Consider the following 19791-nt stretch of genomic DNA (forward strand, 5'->3'; position numbering starts at 1 on the left):
CGCGGCCGCGCTCAGCCCTTCTCCAGGTACTCCGCCCGGTCCTCGGTGACCAGCGCCGCCACGGCCGCCGCCAGCTCCGGGTGGGCGGCCAGCTCCGGGTCCCCGGCCAGCAGGTCGACCGCGGCCAGGCGCGCCTCGCCGATGAGCTTCTCGTCGCGCAGCAGGGAGAGCAGGCGCAGCCGCGAGCGCCGCCCCGACTGGGTGGCGCCGAGGATGTCGCCCTCCCGGCGCTGCTCCAGGTCCAGCTCGGCGAGGCGGAACCCGTCCAGGGTGCCGGCGACGGCGTCCAGGCGCTCGCGGGCGGGCGTGCCGGGGTCGGACTCGGTGACCAGCAGGCACAGGCCCGGGGCGGCGCCGCGACCCACCCGGCCGCGGAGCTGGTGGAGCTGGGAGACGCCGAAGCGCTCGGCGTCCAGCACGACCATCACCGTGGCGTTGGGGACGTTCACGCCCACCTCGACGACGGTGGTGGCCACGAGCACGTCCACCCGGCCGGCGGCGAAGTCGCGCATCACCGCGTCCTTGGCGTCGGCGGGCAGGCGCCCGTGCAGGACCTCGACGCGCAGCCCGTGCAGCGGGCCCTCGGCCAGCAGCGGGGCCACCTCGCTGACCGCCAGCGGCGCGCGCCGCCCCTCCTCCGCGCCGGTGTCCAGGTCGGCGTCGTCGTCGGCGTCGTCGGCGCCGATCCGGGGGCAGACGACGTACGCCTGGTGGCCGGCGGCCACCTCCTCGGTCAGCCGGCGCCAGGCCCGGTCCAGGTACGCGGGCTTCTCCGCCGCCGGGACGACGTGCGAGGCGATCGGGGAGCGGCCCTGCGGCAGCTCGGTCAGCGCCGAGACCTCCAGGTCGCCGTACACCGTCATCGCGACCGTCCGCGGGATCGGGGTGGCGGTCATCACCAGGACGTGCGGCGGCTGGCCGGCCTTGGCGCGCAGCGCGTCGCGCTGCTCGACGCCGAACCGGTGCTGCTCGTCCACCACGACCAGGCCGAGGTCGTGGAAGTCGACCCCCTCGTAGAGCAGGGCGTGGGTACCGATCACCAGCCCGGCCCGGCCGGAGGCCAGGTCCGCGAGCGCGGCGCGCCGGGCGGCGGCGGACAGCGAGCCGGTGACCAGCGTGACCCGGGTGCCGCGCGGGTCACCGTCCAGCTCGCCCGCGCGCCCCAGCGGCCCCAGCAGCTCGGCGACGCTGCGCAGGTGCTGGGCGGCCAGGACCTCGGTGGGCGCCAGCAGCGCCGCCTGTCCGCCCGCGTCCACGACCTGGAGCATCGCGCGCAGGGCGACCAGGGTCTTGCCGGAGCCGACCTCGCCCTGCAGCAGCCGGTGCATCGGGTGCGCGTCGGCCAGCTCGGCCGCGATCCGCGCGCCGATCTCCCGCTGGCCGGCGGTGAGCGTGTACGGCAGCGCGGCGTCGAAGGCGGCGAGCAGGCCGTCGGCGGCCGGCGGCCGGGCCACCGCGGGCCAGTCGGCGGCCCGCCGCTTGCGCTGGACGAGCGTGAGCTGGACCGCGAACGCCTCGTCCCACTTCAGCCGCCGCCGCGCCCGACCCAGCTCCTCCCACGACTCCGGCTGGTGGATGCCGCGCAGCGCCGCCGACAGGCCGACCAGGCCGCGGTCGGCCCGGACGGCGGCGGGGACCGGGTCGGGCACCTCGGCCAGCCGGCCGAGCACCTCGCGGACGCAGCGGGCGATCGTCCACGTCGGCACCGCCGCCGCGGCCGGGTACACCGGGATCAGCGCCCCCGCGAACTCGACCAGCTCCTCCTGCCCTTCGGCCCCGGCGTCGAGCAGCACGTAGTCCGGTCCGTTGAGCTGGCGTCTGCCCCGGAACTCGGTGACCTTCCCGGCGAACAGCCCCCACACCCCGGGGCGCAGGTCCTTCTGCCGCCACGCCTGCTGGAAGAACGCGCAGGACAGCGTGCCGCCGGACCCGTCGGCGAGGGTGACCTCCAGCATGGAGCCGCGGCGCGCCCGCATCGGCCGCACGCTGGCGCCGCGCACCTGGGCCAGGACGGTCACCTGCTCGCCGACGGTCAGCGCTTGCATGTCGGTGGGGGCGCCGCGCTCGTCGTACCGGCGGGGGTAGTGCCGCAGCAGGTCGCCCGCGGTGACCAGGTCGAGGTGGGAGTCCAGCGCCTTGGCGGTCTTGGCGCCCAGCACGTCGGCCAGCGGGGTGTCCAGGGTGGTCGGGCTGCTCACCTGGGCAGCCTAGCCCCGCGCCCCGGCAGCGCGCCGGAACACTTTCGGACCCGCTGTGCACTTTGCCCGGATCGACGCGCACGGTCGGCCGGCGCCCCAGGTCGGCGGGCCGGCGGTCGGGGTCGGCGTCCGGGCCGGTTCGCGGCGGAGGCCCGCGGTCAGGTAGCCTGATCCGGTTCCGCACCACCAAGACTTCAGGAGATTCCAGTGGCTAGCGTGTGCGACGTCTGCGGCAAGGGGCCGGGCTTCGGCCACAACGTGCCGTGGTCGAAGAAGAAGACCAACCGCCGCTGGAACCCGAACATCCAGCCGGTGCGTACCCCGGCCGGCGGCGGCACGACCAAGAAGCTCCAGGTGTGCACCTCATGCATCAAGGCGGGCAAGGTCGTCCGCGCCTGACCCCGTCCCCTGGAACCGCCGCCCTCCCCCCGGAGCGCGGCGGTTCTTTGCGTCCACCCGCCGCACCGCACGCGGCGGCGGGCCGGCGGGGCGTGTCCGGCTAGAGGGTCCGGGCGAAGCTGCGGGCCAGTTCGTGGTCCTTGTAGTGGCCGAAGCCGGGGACCGGCAGGTAGCCGGCCGACTCGTACAGCGCGATCGCCTCCGGCTGCTTCAGGCCCGTCTCCAGGATCAGCCGGACCTTCCCGGCGGCCCGGGCCGAGTCCTCCACGGCGGCGAGCATCCGCCGGGCCAGCCCGCGCCCCCGCGCCGCCTCGGCGGTGTACATGCGCTTGAGCTCGGCGTCCGCCCCGCGGCTGCGCCAGCCGGCCGAGGCCACCGGCGTCCAGTCCAGGTACCCGACCAGGAACGCCCCCCGCGGCGCCTCGAACTCGCCCGGGTCCACCGGTGTGGCGTCGCCCTCCCCCTCGTACCGCCGGCCGAGGTCGGCCATCGTGGCCTCGATCAGCAACTGGGCGTCGGGGTGCAGGTACGGCAGGGCGACGATGGTCAGCTCACTCACGGGCCCAGCGTAGAACCCGGCCGGAAGTGGTCCCAACCGGCCGGCCCGTCGCTGTACGGGCGCCCGTCCACGGTCACCTCGCCGGTGTCGGTCACGGCGCCGACGACCCACCAGCCCTCCGGCAGGGGCCGGCCCGCGGGGAACGTCGCGGCCAGGGCGTGGTCGTCGCCGCCGCCGAGGATCCAGGTGTACGGGTCGACGCCGAGCGCCGCCGCGGCGTCGCGCATCTGCACCGAGACCGTGAACGCCGCCCGCCGCAGGTCGACGCCCACGCCGCTGGCCCGGGCGACGTGGCCCAGGTCGGCGAGCAGGCCGTCCGAGACGTCGATCATCGCGGTGGCGCCCCACCGGGCCGCGGCGGGGCCGGCCGCGTACTCGACCTGGGGGCGGCGGTAGGCGTCCACGAGCAGCTTCGGCGTGCGGAAGCCGCGCGAGAGGACCGTGTACCCGGCCGCCGCGTAGCCCACCCGGCCGGCCAGCGCGACGACGTCCCCGGGCCGGGCCCCCGCGCGCAGCACGGCCTCCTGGCCCGCCAGGTCGCCCAGCGCGGTCACCGCGACGGTCAGCACGGGGCTGGCGGTCATGTCGCCGCCCACCACGGCCGCGCCGACCTTCGCGGCCTCGGCCGCCAGCCCGTCGGCCAGCTCCTCGGCCCAGCGGGCGTCCAGGTCCGGGGGCGCGCACAGGCCCACGAGCAGCGCGGTCGGCCGGGCGCCCATGGCGGCGATGTCGGCGAGGTTGGCGGCGGCGGCGCGGTGGCCGACGTCCTCGGCGCCGCACCAGTCCCGGCGGAAGTGGCGGCCGTCCACGAGGACGTCGGTCGAGGCCACGACCCGGCCGTCGGGGGCGGCGACGATCGCGCCGTCGTCGCCGGGGCCGAGCAGGCAGTCGGCGCCGGTGCCGAGCCGGGCGGTCACCCGGGCGATCAGGCCGAACTCGCCGGCGTGCGCGACGCTCATGCAGACTCCTTCATCGAAGCTCGTCCCCGGCAACACGGTACGACGGCGCGCGCGTTCCACCACATCCCCACGCACGGTAGTCTCATAAGTACACGCCGTCGCATTCTGTCGGCGGCTTCCGCCCAGCGGAGGGGTCCTGTCGTGGTACAGGCATACATCCTGATCCAGAGCGAGATCGGCACGACGGGTGACGCCGTCGAGTGGATCGCGAAAATTCCCGGGGTGGTCCGCGTGGACGCGGTCACCGGGCCGTATGACATCGTGGTCCTCGGCGAGGCCCCGGACCTCGACCACCTCGGTCGCATGGTGGTCGGCCAGGTTCAGGCCGTCGCCGGAGTCACCCGTACGACGACCTGCACGGTGGTGAATCTCTAGGTGTCCGACCCGCTCCGCCGCGGTGCCGCGCGCACCGCGACCCTCGTCGCGCTGCCCGTGACCCTGCTCGCCGGCCTCGGCGTGCACCAGCTCCTGCGCCCGGCCGCCGAGCCGGCCGCGGTGCCGGCCGCCGCCGCCCCGACCCCCTCGGCGGTGCCGGACACCCCGGTGCCGATGGCCGCCCGCCCGCTGGCCGGCCGCGCGGCGGCACTGTGCCGCGACCTGCTCGCCCAGCTCCCCGCCCGCGCCCGCGACCTCCCGCGCCGCACCGTCACCGCCGGGCCGGCGCAGAACGCGGCGTACGGCGAGCCCCCGCTGACGCTGGCCTGCGGCACCCCGCCGGCGGTCTTCCCCGCCACCACGCAGCTCCTGCGCCTGGACGGCGTCTGCTGGTACGGCCGCGGCACCCCCGCCGGCTCGGCGTGGACCACCGTCGACCGCGCCGTACCGGTCACGCTGACCGTCCCGCCGCCGGCCGACGGCGCCGCCCAGCGGGTCATCGACTTCTCCGCGCCGGTGGTGGGCGCGGTCCCCGCCGTCGCGGACCCGCCCCCGGGCTGCCGGGACCTGCCCCCGCCCGGCCACCCCGCCGGCAGTCCCCCGGCCCCGCCGGCCTGACCGTCGGCGGGCGGCGACAGCCCGCCGATGACGACGGCGGCGCGCCGCGCGACCCGCAGCTACGCGGGCGACCGCGGTCAGCGGCAGGCGCGCGGCCGGAGCGGGCGCTCCTGGTAGTACGTCTGCTCCTCCACCTGCTGCACCGGGCTGCGCCACCCCTGGTCGATCTCGTACGGCACGTCCGCGTCGGTGCGGAACGCCCGCTGGATGTTGCGGGCGCACAGCAGGGTCAGCCGCTTGCCGGTCGCCACGCCGCGGGCGTCGAAGCGGGTCAGCCCGGTCGTCGAGCGGTACGGGGTGGACAGTGCCCGGGCCTGCGCGTACACCTGCGCCGAGAACCCCGGCTGCGCGCGCCACCCGTCGGCGGTCAGCACGGTGACGGCCTTGAGCAGCAGCCGGGTGGCGTCGTAGGCCAGCCCGACCCGCTCGCCCACCGGCCGGCCCGGCGTGCACAGCCCGAGGGTGGTGCGCACGTCCTCCAGGAAGCCGCCGCGCTCGGTGTCCGCGGCCTGCGCCAGCCGGTCGCAGTAGGCCAGCGCACCCTTGGAGACGTAGGCGACGGGCAGGTTCGCGGGGGCGCGCTCGCGCAGCCTGGCGTTCGCCATGTACCGGTTCACGGAGTCGTCGGCCAGCAGCACCGCCCGCCCGTTGCACCGGTCGGCCAGGGCCGCGGCGAACGCCCCGAACTCGCTGTACCGGCCGCCGAAGAAGACCACGCCGTCGCGGTACCGGTCGGCGCAGTACGGCCGCAGGTCGGTGCCCGGCGTCCAGAAGGCGCTGTCGTAGTACGCCGCGCCGAACTTGGCCCGCACCCCGGCGGCGAGCGTCTGCACGTACAGGTCGCTCGCGGCACCCGCGAGTCCCTTGCTGCCGTAGGTGTAGAAGTTCATCACGCGCCTGCGGCCCAGGACCTTGGTCGCGTGGTCGTGCACGAGCCGGGCCTCGTCGATGTTGGGCGCCGAGAGCTGGAGGTACTGCCGCGCGCCGTCGGCGATGTCGTCGGCGGACAGCGTCGGCGCGACGGTCGGCAGGTGCGCCTCCGACAGCTTCCTGATGGCCTCCTTGGTGCCGGTGCGGCTCTCCACCAGGCCCACCACGCCGGCAACCGCCGGGTCCTGGCGGGCCAGGTCGCCGAGCATCGGGACGACGTCACCGGCGTGCGCCATCTCCTGGCCGGCGTTGGCCACGACGATCCGCAGCAGCGGCTGCGCCGGGTCGTTGGTGGCCAGCCCGTAGGCGCGGGCCTGCGCCGCCGCCATGCCCTGCAACTCCTCGCGCTCGGCGGCGAACGTCTCCTCGGTGGCCAGCGTCCCGGGCTTGGTCAGCGAGCCGAGGTAGACGAAGGTGACGTACGGCTGGTCGGGGCGCTGGTGCGCCGCCTCCCGGGCCAGCCGGTTGTTCTCAAAGATGATCTTCTCGGCCTCGCGCAGGCCGGCGTCCGCGGTGAAGAACTGGTCCGGGTGGTCGCTGTAGCCGACGCACTCGCCGCCGATCAGCTTCGTGCGGACCGCCCCGTCGGTCACCAGGGTGAGGCAGCCGGCCTTGTAGGCCTGGTACGCGCGGTACAGCTCGGGGCTGTACCAGCCGGCGGTGCCGAGCAGGGCGGCCAGCACCACCAGCCCCACCGCGAGCGGGTGCGCCAGCACCGGCGGCCGCGGCGGGCGGATCTTCGGCAGGTCGTCGACCAGGTCGACCAGCCCGGGGTGCGGCCGGGCCATCGGCAGGTACCACCGGGTGTTGGCGCCGGCCCGGCTGTCCGCCGCCAGCCGGGTCCGCCACGCCTCGTAGGCGCCCGCCGCGCCGCTGACCGGCACGCCCGTGGACTCGCCGGCCGGCACCCGGACCCGGCCGGCGATCACCAGCAGCGGATCGGTCTCCTCGGTGTCGTGCCGGATGGTGTTGATCAGCTCCAGCAGGGCGGCCCCGGCGGTACCGGCGGTCGCGTCCTCCAGCAGCGCCACCGGCGCCGCGGTGCGCCGCCACGCGGCCAGCCGCCAGGGCCGGCGCCGGTAGGCCACCCGCAGGTCCTGGAGCAGCGCGTGGACGAGGAGCCGGTCGAGCTTGGGCTGCATCGCCGGCTCGTGCCCGTGCCGGCCGAGGTGCCGGGCGAGGGCGAAGAAGCCCCCGGCCGGGCGCGGCGACGGGTACTGCTGCCGGACCGCCCAGCGGAACTCCCGGCCGAACCCGAGCAGCCGCCCCGTCACCAGCATCCGCATCAGCGGACCGGGCAGGACGGTCGCGGCCAGCCAGTACGAGAAGCCGATCCAGCCGCCGAGGGCCTGCGACGGCGCCCCCGGATCGCCGGTCTGCAGGTGCAGGTGCGCCCGGAGCTGCCGGTACAGGTGCCGCTGCTGCTGGTCGACCGGCACCTGGCGCAGGTCGAGGCCGACCAGCCAGTGCGCGAGCCGGTAGTGGCGCAGCCGCACCACGGGCAGGCCGAAGTCCTGGGCGAGGCCGCCGTACACCTCGTGCAGCAGGGCGCGCACGTCCGGCGCGTCGGGGACCACGACGTGCGGCACCTGGCGGCCGTCGGCGGCGAACAGGGGGCCGAGCCAGGCGGTCGCCGACCCGGCCTCGTCGTGGGTGCGCAGCGGGACCAGGGGCATGGGCCAGGCGCCGCGGCCGCGGCCGCCCAGCAACTGCCGCAGGAGCCGGACGAAGCCGACGGCGGCCGGGTACTCGCGCATCGGCCCGCCGGCAGGCGACTCGGTCTGCTCCACGTGCACGCGCGTCTCCCCCGCTGTCGGTGCCGACCGCAGGGGCGGTTGCCGACCGCGGGCGACGGCCAGGCCGCACCCTGTGTAACGACTCTGCCCGGGCCGGCGACGCGCCGGTACCCCGGCACGGGTGACCCGCAGCAGGGCCGGCCGGCCGGTCCCGCACGGATGCCGGACCCCGGCACCGTCGCGGATGTCAGGTTGCCGACACACCGCTCGACGCCCGCGCCCGGTGCTCGCTTGACTGGCAAGCGACGGGGAACCTGGCGGACGGGGAGACGATGAAACGGCGAATTCTGACAGCGGCGCTTGTGGCCACGTCGATGCTGGTGCCGGCGGTGCCGTCCGCCGCGGCCGGCCGCGCCAGCGGCGCCGGGTGGCCGTCCACCGGCTTCGACGACTCCGCGTCCAGCTACAACCGGTACGAGACGCGGTTGACCGCCGCCACCGTGAACGGCCTGGAGGAGGGGCTCTCGCTGCCGCTGCCCCACCCCGACATGAGCTGTCAGGGCGGCGGCCGCCCCGTGCTCGCGGGCGGCCTGCTCTACGTACCCGACGGCAAGGGCCTGGGCGCCTACGACCCGCGCTCGGGCGACCGCCGCTGGTATGTCCCGCTGGACACCGACGACTTCGTCGGCCAGATCGACGTCGTGCAGGGCAGGCTCGTCCTCAGCCAGAGCTACTGCCGTTCGTTCAGCGACTCCTCGGGCACCGTGACGGTGTACGACGCGGCGACCGGGGCGAAGCAGTGGAGCCGGTACCTCGACGTGCCCGTCAGGACAATGGTGGCCGGGGACGTGCTCGTCGCGGGCGGCGCGGAGTCGACCGACGCCGAGGAGGCGGCGGGCTTCCGCCTCGCCGACGGCGAGGTGCTGTGGCAGCGGCACTGGCCGCTGCTCGGCCGCGTCCTGGTCAACGGCGCCGCGGCGGTCGGCACGCCCGAGGGCGACACTGATCTCGTCGACCCGGCCACCGGCCGCACCCTGCACACGGTCCCCGGAAGCTACGCGCCGGAGAATCTGGGCGCCGACCGCACCCTGACCCTGGAGAGCAACCGCAACGTCACCACCGCCCGCGAGGCCGCCACGCGCCGGGTGCGGTGGCGGTCGAGCAGCGCACAGCGCATCGTCGCCCAGGCGGTGGGACCGCGGACCCTCCACCAGGTGGCGGAGCAGGAGCTGGTGGCTCTCGGCCTGGACGACGGCGCGCAGCGGTACCGCGTGCCGCTGGACGACCAGTACTACTCGATGGTCGGTGCCGGCGACCTGCTCTACCTCGTCGGGTTGGCGAAGATCCAGGTGCGCCGCGCCGACACCGGCGCACCCGTGGCCGACCTGCCCATCCCCGACGACGGAAGCGTGGTCGTCGCCGACGGCGACGTCTACCTCAACACAGACCGCACGCTGACCCAGTGGCGGCTGCCGGCGCGGCGGTAGGGCGGCGGTCGCGTGACCCCGCGCTCAGCGCAGGCCGGTGCCGCGGGCGAGCGCCGTGTGCACGAGCCGCGCCACCAGCTTCGGGTACTCCAGGCCGGCGGCAGCCCACATGCGCGGGAACATCGAGGTGGGGGTGAAGCCGGGCATGGTGTTGACCTCGTTGAGCAGGACCTCGCCGGCGTCGGTGACGAAGAAGTCGACCCGGGCCAGGCCGGCGCAGTCCAGCGCGGTGAACGCCGTCCGGGCCAGCTCCTGGACCCGGGCGGTCACCGCCGCGCCCAGCCGGGCCGGGACGTCGTACTCGCAGGAGTCGTCGAGGTACTTGGCCTCGAAGTCGTAGAAGTCGTGGCCGGCCACCACCCGCACCTCGGCCAGCGGCGACGCCTCGGGTACCCCGCCGGACTCGCCCTCCAGGACGCCGCACTCGACCTCGCGGCCGGCGATCCCGGCCTCCACGATCACCTTCGGGTCCACGGCCCGCGCGTGGGCGACGGCGGCGTCCAGGTCGGCCCAGTCGGCGACCCGGCTGATCCCGTGCGAGGAGCCGGCCCGGCACGGCTTGACGAACACGGGCAGGCCCAGCCGCTGCCGGGTCGGCCCGTCCAGGGTGGCCGTACCGGGCCGCAGGACGGCGTACGGCCCGACCGGGATGCCGGCCTGCTGCGCCAGCCGCTTGGTGAACTCCTTGTCCATGGCCGCCGCCGAGGCCAGCACCCCCGAGCCGACGTAGGGGAGGCCGGCCAGCTCCAGCAGGCCCTGGACCGTGCCGTCCTCGCCGTACGCCCCGTGCAGGACCGGGAACACCACGTCCACGCCGCCCAGCGCGGCGAACCCGCGCGCCGGGGCCACCACGCCGGGCCGGTCCGCCGGCTCCAGCCGCAGCGGGCCGTGGGCGGGGTCGCCGGGCAGGACCAGGGCCGGCCCCGAGTCGGCGGTGACCTCGGGGAGCCGCCGGTCGACGATGGCGAGCGGCGCGGTGTCCGCGGGCAGGACCCAGCGCCCGTCGCGGGCGATGCCGACGGGCAGTACGTCGAACTCGGCCGGGTCCAGCGCGGCGAGGATCCCGCCGGCGCTGACGCAGGAGATCGCGTGCTCGGTGCTGCGCCCGCCGAAGACGACGGCGACGCGGATTCTGTCCTGGCTCACCCCGCCACCGTACTGGCCGGTCACCACGGCAGGCGCACGGCGTGGGCGCGCCCGCCGCGGCGCGCCGCGCTCAGGGACCGGTGCCGGCGGCGTCCAGGGCGTCGGTGAGGTCGGCGACGAGGTCCGCGGTGTCCTCGATGCCGCAGGAGATCCGCACGAAGCCCGGGGGCACGTGGTCCCCCCAGACCGCGCGCCGGTCGACGGTGGTGTGCAGGCCGCCGAACGACGTCGCCGCCGCCGCCAGGCGGCTGTGCCGCAGCAGCCGGGTCACGTGCGCGGCGTCCGGGAACACCGCGGCCACCAGGCCGGGCGGGCGGCGCAGCAGCTCCCGGGCGCGGTCGTACGCCGGGTCGGTGGGCAGCCCCGGCCAGCGCACGCCGGTGACCTCGGGCCGGGCCGCCAGCAGGGCGGCCACGGCGGCGGCGTTGACGCCCTGCCGGGCCAGCCGCAGGTCCAGGGTGGCCAGCGAGCGGTGGGCGAGCCAGCAGTCGAACGGCCCCGGTACGGCCCCCGAGTGCTCCCGCCGGGCCCGCAGCAGCGCCGCCAGCTCGGGGTCGCGCGTGGCGGCGTACCCGATCAGCAGGTCCGAGTGCCCGGACAGCGCCTTGGTGCCCGAGGCCAGCACGAGGTCGGCGCCGTGGTCGAGCGGGCGCAGGCCCAGCGGCGTCGCGGCGGTGCTGTCGACCGCCACCAGCGTGCCGGCCGCCCGCGCGGCGGCCACCAGGCCGGCGAGGTCGGGCAGGTCCAGGCCCGGGTTGGCCGGCGCCTCCACCAGCACCAGCCGGACCCCGTCCAGCGCCGGTACCGGCCCCGCGGTCGGCGCGGTCCGCACCCGGACACCCAGCGGCGCGAGCGTCTCCACGCCGAACGCGGGCGTGCTGTGGTACCCGTCGGCGGGCAGCACGACGGTGTCGCCGGCGGCGAGCACGGCCAGCAGGGCGCCGGTGACCGCGGCCAGCCCGCTGGCGTACGCGACGGCCGTGCCGCCCTCCAGCTCCCCGACGGCGGCCTCGAACAGCCGGCGCGTCGGGTTGTCGGTGCGCGCGTAGGTGTCGGCGCCGGTCGGGTCGGCCGGGTCCAGGTGGAACGGCGCCGCGAACACCGGCCCCGGCAGCAGGGGCTCCCCCGGCCGGGCGGCCGGCAGGCCGGCGCGCACGCAGCGGGTACCGTCGCCGGTCACTCGGGCTTCGGCTTCCGGCTCATCAGCGTGGTCAGCGCCGCGCGCGGGTCCACGCCCTCGTGGCACACCCGCTCGATCTGCTCGGTGATCGGCATCTCGACGCCGTGCGCGCGGGCGAGGTCCCGGATGGCCAGGCAGCTCTTGACGCCCTCGGCGGTCTGCCGGGTGGCCCGCTGCGCGTCCTCCAGCGAGCCGCCGCGGCCGAGGTGTTCGCCGAAGGTGCGGTTGCGGGACATCGGCGAGGAGCAGGTGCCGACCAGGTCGCCGAGCCCGGCCAGCCCGGCGAAGGTCAGCGGGTCGGCGCCCAGTGCCACGCCCAGCCGCGCGGTCTCGGCCAGCCCGCGGGTGATCAGGGTGGCGCGCAGGTTGTCGCCGAGGCGCATCGCGCACGCCACCCCGTAGGCGAGCGCGATCACGTTCTTCACCGCGCCGCCCAGCTCGACGCCGATCACGTCGTCGTTGGTGTACGCCCGGAAGTACGGGGTCGTCACCGCCTCCTGCAACGCGGTGGCGCGGTCCTCGTCGGCGCAGGCGATCACGGTGGCGGTGGGCTGGCCGTCCATGATCTCCGGGGCGAGGTTCGGGCCGGAGAGGACGGCGACGCGGTCCGCCCGCACGCCGGTGACCTCCCGGATCACCTCGGTCATCCGCCGGCCGCTGCCCAGTTCGACGCCCTTCATGAGGGAGACCAGGGTGGCGTCGCGGTCGACGTGCCCGACCCAGCCGGCGAGGTTGGCGCGCAGGGTCTGCGACGGTACGGCCAGGAAGACCAGGGCCGCCCCGGACAGCGCCGCGGCGGCGTCGTCGGTGGCGTCAACCAGGTCCGGCAGCGGTACGTCGGCGAAGTACTCGGGGTTGCGGCGCCGCGCGCGGATGCCGCGGGCCACCTCGGGCCGGCGCGCCCACAGCGTCACCGGGGTGCCGGCGTCGGCCAGGATCCGGGCCACGGTGGTCCCCCAGGAGCCCGCCCCGAGGACGGCGGCCCGCGGTCGCCCGCTCACGCGGCGTCCTCGATAGGCCGCCCGCGGTCGCCCTCGACGGCGCGGTAGCGGCCGGTGGGCGCCGGCCGGTACAGCGGTGGCGGGGTGCCGCCGCGGATCTCGGCGAGCATGTCCCGCAGCGTCGTCATGATCACATCAGTCATCTCGGCCAGGGTCTCCCTGCTCGGGTCGGTGTGCCGGAACCGGCTCAGGTCGATCGGCGGCCCGGCCTTCGCGGTGACGGGGGTGCGCAGGCGCAGCCGCAGGATGCCGGTCCGGGGGTCGAAGATCTGCTGCGCCCCCCAGATGGCCACGGGGATGACCGGCGCCCGGGTGGCCAGGGCCAGCCGGGCGGCGCCGGTCTTGCCCACCATCGGCCACAGCTCGGGCTCGCGGGTGGTGGTGCCCTCGGGGTAGATCACGACGACGCCGCCGGCCCGGACCGCCCGGACCAGGCGTTCCAACGAGCGGGCGGCGTCGACGGTGCCGCGCTCGACGGGAATCTGGTCGACCCGGTCCAGCAGCGGCCCGAGCAGCGGCAGCCGGAACAGGCTGGCCTTGCCGAGGAACTGCGGCCAGCGGCCGGCCCGGTGGAGAAACCAGCCGGAGATCAGCGGGTCGGCGTGGGAGATGTGGTTGACGACGACGATCGCGCCGCCCTCGGCGGGGATGTGGGCGTACCCGAGCCACTCCCCCGCGGTGAACAGGGCGAGGACCGGCCTGGCCAGGCAGACGGAGAAGCGCCGCCAGAAGCCGAGTCTGCGCCGTGCCACGCCGCTCCTCCCTGCGCGCTACCGCGGGTCCCCGCGGCACGGAGTCCCTGACCCGCCATCATGCCCGCCGAGGCGGGCAGGACGGTAGCCGACCTGTCGGCAGGTGATCATCCGATTTGCGGCCGGCGCCGGCCGGGCACGGGGTCCGGGCCGGGGCCGACCGGTACGGTGCGGGGTATGCAGGCGACGGTGGCGACCTTCGACCCGCGGACCGGTACCGGTGTCGCGCTGACCGACGCCGGGCGGCGCGTGGACATCACGGCGGCGGCCTTCGCCGCCTCGGGCCTGCGCTTCCTGCGCCCGGGCCAGCGGGTTCGCTTCGACCGCGACCCGCAGGGCGTGCCCTACCGCGTCACGCTGCCGACACTGGACACCTCCCGTCCTCCTGGAGTTCAGCCCTGATTCACCCCGATCGGGTGATGATGTGCCGATGAACGCCACCCCCGCCGGACGCCCTAGCCGCGCCCGCGCCTCCACGCGCCAGACGGGCCGCCGCCCCGCGCCCGCCCGGCCGGCCCCGGGGGCCGCGACGCCGCCCGAGCCCGACGCCGACCCGGCCGCGGCGGAGAGCCCGCTGCCGACCGACCGGTTCCTCAACCGCGAACTCTCCTGGCTCGACTTCAACGCCCGGGTCCTGGCGCTCGCCGAGGACCCGGCGACGCCGCTGCTGGAGCGGGCCAAGTTCCTGGCGATCTTCGCCAGCAACCTCGACGAGTTCGTCATGGTCCGCATCGCCGGCCTCAAGCGCCGGCTCCAGGCCGGGCTGCCGGTGCGCGGCGGCGACGGGCTCCCCCTGCGCACCCAGCTCCGCAAGATCACCGACCGGCTGGCCGAGCTGGTCGACCGGCACGCGCGCTGCTTCACCGAGGAGGTGCGCCCGCGGCTGGCCGCCGAGGACATCCACCTGCTGGGCTGGGCCGACCTGGCGCTGGCCGAGCGCCAGCTCCTGCACACGTACTTCCACGACAACGTCCTGCCGGTCCTGACCCCCCTGGCCGTGGACCCGGCCCACCCGTTCCCGTACATCTCCAGCCGGTCGCTCAGCCTCGCGGTCACCGTCCGCGACCCCGGGGGCGGACCGGAGTTCTTCGCCCGGGTCAAGGTGCCCGACAACGTGCCGCGGCTGGTCCGGGTCGAGCGGGCCGACGGGTCCTGGTTCCTGCCCGTCGAGGTGCTGATCGCCACCCACCTCGACCAGCTCTTCGCCGGGATGCAGGTGGTCGAGGCGGACCTGTTCCGGGTCACCCGCAACGCCGACTTCGAGGTCGACGAGGACCGTGACGAGGACCTGCTCCAAGCGCTGGAGCGGGAGCTGGCCCGCCGCCGGCTCGGCCCGCCGGTGCGCCTGGAGGTCACCGCCGACATGTCCGACCACGTGCTGGAGCTGCTGGTCCGCGAGCTGGACATGGACGCCAACGACGTCCTGCGGGTGCCCGGCCTGATCGACCTGTCGTTCCTCTGGCAGGTGTACAACGGCGTCGACCGGCCCGACCTCAAGGACCCGCCGTTCGTGCCGGCCACCCATCCGCGGCTGGCCGACGGCGAGACCCCGCGCAGCGTGTTCGCCACCCTCCGCGACGGCGACGTACTGGTGCACCACCCGTACCACTCGTTCTCGACCAGCGTGCAGCGCTTCATCGAGCAGGCCGCCGCCGACCCGCAGGTGCTGGCGATCAAGCAGACGCTGTACCGGACCAGCGGCGACTCGCCCATCGTCGACGCGCTGATCGACGCCGCCGAGGCCGGCAAGCAGGTGGTGGTCCTGGTCGAGGTGAAGGCGCGGTTCGACGAGGTGGCCAACATCGGCTGGGCGCGCAAGCTGGAGCGGGCCGGCTGCCACGTGGTGTACGGGCTGGTCGGGTTGAAGACGCACTGCAAGACCGCGCTGGTGGTGCGGGCCGAGGGGGGCCGGCTGCGGCGGTACTGCCACATCGGCACCGGCAACTACCACCCCAAGACGGCCCGGCTGTACGAGGACTTCGGCATGCTGACCGCCGACCCCGACGTGGGGGCGGACCTGACGGAGCTGTTCAACACGCTCACCGGGTACGCCCGGCAGACCTCGTACCGCCGCCTGCTCGTCGCGCCGCACGGCATCCGCCGGGGCCTGACGGAGCGGATCGCCCGGGAGGCGGCGCACGGCGCCGAGGGGTCCATCCAGATCAAGGTCAACTCGCTGGTGGACGAGGACATCACCGACGCCCTGTACCGGGCCTCCGCCGCCGGTACGCGCATCGACCTGGTGATCCGGGGCATGTGCACGCTGCGGCCGGGGGTGCCGGGGCTGTCGGAGAACATCCGGGTCCGGTCGGTGCTGGGCCGGTTCCTCGAACACTCGCGAGTGTTCCGGTTCGGCAACGGCGGCCGGCCGGAGGTGTGGATCGGCTCGGCCGACCTCATGCACCGCAACCTGGACCGCCGGGTGGAGGCGCTGGTGCGGGTGACCGACCCGACCGCCGTCCGCACCGTGGAGAACGTGCTGGAGCTGTCCCTGGGCGAGGACGCCGACTGCTTCGTCCTGGCCGGCGACGGCACCTGGACCCGGCGGCAGGCCGGCGACCGCCCGCTGCGCCACCTCCAGCGGGACCTCCTGCGCGGCGTGGTCGGCCTCAAGGACACGTGACCGGCGGCCCCGGAGCGGCCCGACACCGGTGATCTCCGACGCTTTGTAGGAAACCTACAACGTTCGTAGTGCGAATTGGTGGTTGGCGACAGCGCACCAACCGCCCCCCGTACAGGAAAGTCGAACACGTGCTCGCACTCCTCGCGCCCGGCCAGGGCGCCCAGAAGCCCGGCTTCCTCGCCCCGTGGCGCGACCTGCCCGGGGTGGCCGCCCGCCTGCGCTGGTGGTCGGCACTGGCCGGCGTCGACCTGCTCCACCTCGGCACCGACGCCGACGCCGAGGAGATCCGCGACACCGCCCGGACCCAGCCGCTGCTGGTCGCCGCCGCCCTGGTCACCGCCGAGCAGCTACCGCTGTACGACGTCTCCGTCGTCGCCGGCCACAGCGTCGGCGAGCTGGGCGCGGCGGCGCTGGCCGGGGTCCTGAGCCCGGACGCCGCGGTCACCCTCGCGGGCGTGCGGGGCCGGGAGATGGCCGCCGCGTGCGCGGCCGAGCCCACCGGGATGTCGGCCCTGCTCGGCGGCGACGAGGCGGAGATCCTGGCCGCGCTCGCCGACCTCGGGCTGCACCCGGCCAACCGCAACGGCGCCGGGCAGATCGTTGCCGCCGGCGCCCTGGACGCGCTGGAGAAGCTGGCCGCCGCGCCGCCGGGCGGCGCCCGGATCCGCTCGCTGCCGGTGGCCGGGGCGTTCCACACGCCGTACATGGCGCCGGCCGAGCAGGCCCTCGCCGGGGTCGCCGCCGGGATCGCCCCCGCCGACCCGCAGCGGATCCTGCTCTCCAACGCCGACGGCGCCGCCGTCAACCACGGCGGCGAGCTGCTCCAGCGCCTCGTCCGCCAGGTCACCGCGCCGGTGCGCTGGGACCTGTGCATGGGCACCCTGGCCGACCTCGGCGTCACCGGCGTCATCGAGCTGGCCCCCGCGGGTACCCTCACCGGGCTGCTCAAGCGGGAGCTGAAGGACCGCGGCGTCCCCGAGATCGTCAACCTGAACACCCCCGACGACCTGCCCGCCGCCCGGGACCTCATCGCCCGGCACGGCGCCGGGCACACCCACGAGCCGACGCCGCAGTTCCACGTGGTCGTGGCCGCCGCGGCGGGTACCTTCACCCCGGGCGCCGACCTCGCCGAGGGCGACACCGTGCGGCAGGGCCAGGTGGTCGGGCAGGTCCGGACCCGCCAGGGCCCCGTCGACGTCACCGCCCACTCGGCGGGTTCGCTGACCGAGTGGCTCGCCCACGACGACGACCCGGTGGCCCCGGGTCAGCCCCTGGCCCGCATCGGCGGTGCCCAGCTGTGAAGTCCTACCGCCCAGGGAAGGTACGCCGATGACCGGCAGCCGGATCGTCTCACTCGGCCACTACCAGCCCAGCAAGATCGTCACCAACGACGACCTCGCCCAGCTCGTGGACACCAACGACGAGTGGATCCAGTCCCGCGTGGGCATCGCCAGCCGGCGTATCGCGCAGGACGAGACCGTCGCCGACATGGCCACCGCCGCCGCTGAGAAGGCGCTCGCCGGCTCGGGCCTGACGGCCGCCGACATCAACATGGTGATCGTCGCGAACTGCTCCTCGGCCGACCGCTGCCCCAACGTCGCCACCCGCGTCGCGGCCGCCCTCGGCATCGCCGCCCCCGTCGCGTTCGACATCAACACCGCCTGCTCCGGCTTCTCCCACGGCGTCGCGCTCGCCGACCACGCGATCCGCGCGGGCGCCGTCCGGCACGCCATCGTCGTCGGCGCCGAGAAGCTCTCCGAGCTGATGGACTGGACCGACCGGGCCACCTGCGTCATCTTCGCCGACGGCGCGGGCGCCGCCGTGGTCTCCGCCGTCGACGGCGACGAGGAGCCGGGCATCGGCCCCGTCGTGTGGGGCTCGGCGCCGGACAAGGGCGACGCCATCCGCATCGAGGGCTGGCAGCCGAAGATCCAGCAGGAGGGCCAGACGGTCTTCCGCTGGGCGACCACCGCCCTCGCGCCGTTGGCCCGGCAGGCGTGCGACGCGGCCGGGGTCGACCCGGCCGAGCTGGCCGCGTTCGTCCCGCACCAGGCCAACACCCGGATCATCGACGGCATCGTCCGGCGCCTCGGCCTGCCGGAGACCACCGTCGTGGCCAAGGACATCGTCGAGTCCGGCAACACGTCGGCGGCGAGCGTGCCGCTGGCGCTGTCCAAGATGGTCGAGCGCGGGGAGATCGCCAGCGGGGCGCCGGTCCTGCTGTTCGCCTTCGGCGGCGGCCTCACCTGGGCCGGACAGGTCGTCCGCTGCCCGTAGCCCCACCCAGATGTCCGGCGGCGGGCCGATCCGCCGCCGGGGAGCACCACCGACGAGAGGAAACACCAGCATGACCCGCGAGGAGATCACCGCCGGACTCGCCGCCATCCTGGACGAGGTCGCCGGCGTCAGCAAGGACGACGTCGCCGAGGACAAGTCGTTCACGGAGGACCTGGACGTCGACTCGCTGTCCATGGTCGAGGTCGTCGTCGCGGCGGAGGAGAAGTTCAGCGTCAAGATCCCGGACGACGAGGTGCAGAACCTCAAGACCGTGGGCGACGCCGTCTCCTTCATCGAGAAGGCTCTCTGAGAAACGTGTCCACGCATGAGGTAGTCGTCACCGGGCTCGGCGCCACCACCCCGCTCGGCGGGGATGTCGCGTCGACGTGGGAAGCGATGCTCGCCGGCCGCTCCGGGGTGGGCGTGCTCACCCAGGAGTGGGCGGAGCAGCTACCCGCCCGGATCGCCGCCGAACTGGCGGTCGAGCCCAGCGAGGTCATGGACCGCGTCCGCCTGCGCCGGCTCGACCGGTCCGAGGCGATCGCCCTGATCGCCGCCAACGAAGCCTGGGCCGACGCCGGCCTGGTCGACGGCGGCAGCGACCCGGAGCGCCTGGCCGTCAGTCTCGGCTCCGGCATCGGCGGTCTCCAGACGCTGCTCCACCAGGACGACATCCTGGAGGCCAGCGGCCCGCGGCGGGTCTCCCCGCACACGGTGCCGATGCTCATGCCGAACGGCCCGGCCGCCCACGTCGGGATCACGCTCAACGCGCAGGCCGGCGTCCACGCGATGGCCAGCGCCTGCGCCACCGGCGCCGAGGCCGTCGCGTGGGGGCTGGACATGATCCGCGCCGGCCGCGCCGACATCGTCGTCGCCGGCGGCACGGAGGCGGTCATCCACCCGCTGCCGCTGGCCGGTTTCGCCACGATGCGCGCCATGAGTACCCGCAACGACGAGCCGCAGCGCGCCTCCCGCCCCTGGGACAAGGGCCGCGACGGCTTCGTGCTCGGCGAGGGCGCCGGGGTCATGGTGCTCGAACGCGCCGACCACGCCGCCGCCCGCGGCGCCCGCGTCTACGCGCGGCTGGCCGGTGCCGGCATGACCTCGGACGCCTTCGACATCGTCCAGCCCCACCCGGACGGCGTCGGCGCCGCCAAGGCGATCGCCAAGGCCCTCGCCGACGCCGACATCGCGGCCGTGGACGTCGCGCACGTCAACGCGCACGCCACGTCCACGCCGATCGGCGACATGATCGAGATCAAGGCGCTGCGGCGGACGCTGGGCTCCCACCCGGTCCTCACCGCCACCAAGTCGATGACCGGCCACCTGCTCGGCGCCGCGGGCGCGCTGGAGTCGATCGCCACGATCCTGGCGATCCGCGACAGCATCGTCCCGCCGACGATCAACCTGGACGACCCGGACGACGGGCTCGACCTCGACGTCGCCGCCCACACCGCGCGCCGGCTCGACATCCCGGCCGCGCTGAACAACTCGTTCGGCTTCGGCGGCCACAACGTGGCGCTGCTATTCACCCGGGCCTGACCCGCGCCC

General features: G+C 75.5%; 18 protein-coding genes. 10 read left to right on the plus strand and 8 right to left on the minus strand.

Annotated elements, in window-relative coordinates; all coding sequences use genetic code 11:
- Positions 1-11: 11 nt before the first annotated feature.
- Positions 12-2198: an ATP-dependent DNA helicase RecG gene (gene recG / locus IEY75_RS10525; RefSeq protein ID WP_189114088.1), complete on the minus strand. Its 2187-nt coding sequence runs from the start codon at positions 2196-2198 to the stop codon at positions 12-14.
- Positions 2199-2405: 207 nt separating this feature from the next.
- Here recG and rpmB point away from each other — a divergent pair, with 207 nt between their 5' ends.
- Complete coding sequence (gene rpmB, locus IEY75_RS10530) at positions 2406-2597, plus strand: 50S ribosomal protein L28 (protein WP_189114089.1); 192 nt, start codon at positions 2406-2408, stop codon at positions 2595-2597.
- A gap of 100 nt (positions 2598-2697) precedes the next feature.
- Here the strand turns inward: rpmB and IEY75_RS10535 are convergent, their stop codons facing one another.
- Both IEY75_RS10535 and IEY75_RS10540 read right to left on the minus strand, forming a co-directional pair.
- Entirely contained in the window at positions 2698-3156 is a 459-nt protein-coding gene (locus IEY75_RS10535; protein ID WP_229789521.1) for a GNAT family N-acetyltransferase, read from the minus strand.
- A complete protein-coding gene (locus tag IEY75_RS10540; RefSeq protein WP_189114090.1) occupies positions 3153-4115 on the minus strand; it encodes a thiamine-phosphate kinase in 963 nt (320 codons plus the stop codon). The genes IEY75_RS10535 and IEY75_RS10540 overlap by 4 nt, the downstream gene beginning before the upstream one ends.
- A gap of 141 nt (positions 4116-4256) precedes the next feature.
- Between IEY75_RS10540 and IEY75_RS10545 the strand changes: the two genes are divergently transcribed.
- The gene (locus tag IEY75_RS10545; protein WP_189114091.1) at positions 4257-4490 is read left to right on the plus strand and encodes an Lrp/AsnC ligand binding domain-containing protein; all 234 of its coding nucleotides are present in this window, start codon (positions 4257-4259) and stop codon (positions 4488-4490) included.
- A complete protein-coding gene (locus IEY75_RS10550) occupies positions 4491-5108 on the plus strand; it encodes a DUF3515 domain-containing protein (RefSeq protein WP_189114092.1) in 618 nt (205 codons plus the stop codon).
- A gap of 77 nt (positions 5109-5185) precedes the next feature.
- Here the strand turns inward: IEY75_RS10550 and IEY75_RS10555 are convergent, their stop codons facing one another.
- A complete protein-coding gene (locus tag IEY75_RS10555; RefSeq protein ID WP_189114093.1) occupies positions 5186-7834 on the minus strand; it encodes a type 1 periplasmic-binding domain-containing protein in 2649 nt (882 codons plus the stop codon).
- Between the two features lie 272 nt (positions 7835-8106).
- Between IEY75_RS10555 and IEY75_RS10560 the strand changes: the two genes are divergently transcribed.
- Positions 8107-9261 carry an outer membrane protein assembly factor BamB family protein gene (locus tag IEY75_RS10560; protein ID WP_189114094.1) on the plus strand — a complete coding sequence of 385 codons (1155 nt, stop codon included), beginning with the start codon at positions 8107-8109 and terminating at the stop codon, positions 9259-9261.
- Between the two features lie 24 nt (positions 9262-9285).
- Here the strand turns inward: IEY75_RS10560 and IEY75_RS10565 are convergent, their stop codons facing one another.
- The 4 genes from IEY75_RS10565 to IEY75_RS10580 form a co-directional block, all read right to left on the minus strand.
- Positions 9286-10407, minus strand: coding sequence for a D-alanine--D-alanine ligase family protein (locus tag IEY75_RS10565; protein WP_189114095.1), 1122 nt, complete (start codon positions 10405-10407; stop codon positions 9286-9288).
- Positions 10408-10477: 70 nt separating this feature from the next.
- Positions 10478-11587: a cystathionine gamma-lyase gene (locus IEY75_RS10570; protein ID WP_189114096.1), complete on the minus strand. Its 1110-nt coding sequence runs from the start codon at positions 11585-11587 to the stop codon at positions 10478-10480.
- Positions 11584-12588: an NAD(P)H-dependent glycerol-3-phosphate dehydrogenase gene (locus IEY75_RS10575; RefSeq protein ID WP_189114097.1), complete on the minus strand. Its 1005-nt coding sequence runs from the start codon at positions 12586-12588 to the stop codon at positions 11584-11586. The genes IEY75_RS10570 and IEY75_RS10575 overlap by 4 nt, the downstream gene beginning before the upstream one ends.
- Complete coding sequence (locus IEY75_RS10580; protein ID WP_189114098.1) at positions 12585-13340, minus strand: lysophospholipid acyltransferase family protein; 756 nt, start codon at positions 13338-13340, stop codon at positions 12585-12587. Before IEY75_RS10580 ends, IEY75_RS10575 begins: the two co-directional genes overlap by 4 nt.
- 177 nt (positions 13341-13517) lie before the next feature.
- Here IEY75_RS10580 and IEY75_RS10585 point away from each other — a divergent pair, with 177 nt between their 5' ends.
- The 6 genes from IEY75_RS10585 to fabF all read left to right on the plus strand — a co-directional run bounded on the left by IEY75_RS10585 (position 13518) and on the right by fabF (position 19782).
- A complete protein-coding gene (locus IEY75_RS10585) occupies positions 13518-13742 on the plus strand; it encodes a cold-shock protein (RefSeq protein WP_189114099.1) in 225 nt (74 codons plus the stop codon).
- A 28-nt stretch (positions 13743-13770) separates the two neighbouring features.
- Entirely contained in the window at positions 13771-15963 is a 2193-nt protein-coding gene (locus tag IEY75_RS10590; RefSeq protein WP_189114100.1) for an RNA degradosome polyphosphate kinase, read from the plus strand.
- A gap of 128 nt (positions 15964-16091) precedes the next feature.
- The gene (locus tag IEY75_RS10595) at positions 16092-17264 is read left to right on the plus strand and encodes an acyltransferase domain-containing protein (RefSeq protein WP_189114101.1); all 1173 of its coding nucleotides are present in this window, start codon (positions 16092-16094) and stop codon (positions 17262-17264) included.
- A 28-nt stretch (positions 17265-17292) separates the two neighbouring features.
- The gene (locus IEY75_RS10600) at positions 17293-18240 is read left to right on the plus strand and encodes a beta-ketoacyl-ACP synthase III (protein ID WP_189114102.1); all 948 of its coding nucleotides are present in this window, start codon (positions 17293-17295) and stop codon (positions 18238-18240) included.
- A 70-nt stretch (positions 18241-18310) separates the two neighbouring features.
- The gene (locus IEY75_RS10605; protein ID WP_189114103.1) at positions 18311-18550 is read left to right on the plus strand and encodes an acyl carrier protein; all 240 of its coding nucleotides are present in this window, start codon (positions 18311-18313) and stop codon (positions 18548-18550) included.
- Between the two features lie 5 nt (positions 18551-18555).
- Entirely contained in the window at positions 18556-19782 is a 1227-nt protein-coding gene (fabF, locus tag IEY75_RS10610; RefSeq protein WP_189114104.1) for a beta-ketoacyl-ACP synthase II, read from the plus strand.
- Positions 19783-19791: the final 9 nt, after the last annotated feature.

The organism is Pilimelia terevasa, assembly GCF_014647915.1.
Taxonomy (GTDB): Bacteria; Actinomycetota; Actinomycetes; order Mycobacteriales; family Micromonosporaceae; genus Pilimelia; species Pilimelia terevasa.

Coding starts and splice junctions, on each gene's coding strand:
- IEY75_RS10600 (WP_189114102.1), top strand. CDS start 17,293: ATGACCGGCAGCCGGATCGTCTCACTCGGCCACTACCAGCCCAGCAAG.
- IEY75_RS10540 (WP_189114090.1), bottom strand. CDS start 4,115: ATGAGCGTCGCGCACGCCGGCGAGTTCGGCCTGATCGCCCGGGTGACC.
- IEY75_RS10605 (WP_189114103.1), top strand. CDS start 18,311: ATGACCCGCGAGGAGATCACCGCCGGACTCGCCGCCATCCTGGACGAG.
- IEY75_RS10590 (WP_189114100.1), top strand. CDS start 13,771: ATGAACGCCACCCCCGCCGGACGCCCTAGCCGCGCCCGCGCCTCCACG.
- IEY75_RS10560 (WP_189114094.1), top strand. CDS start 8,107: ATGAAACGGCGAATTCTGACAGCGGCGCTTGTGGCCACGTCGATGCTG.
- IEY75_RS10585 (WP_189114099.1), top strand. CDS start 13,518: ATGCAGGCGACGGTGGCGACCTTCGACCCGCGGACCGGTACCGGTGTC.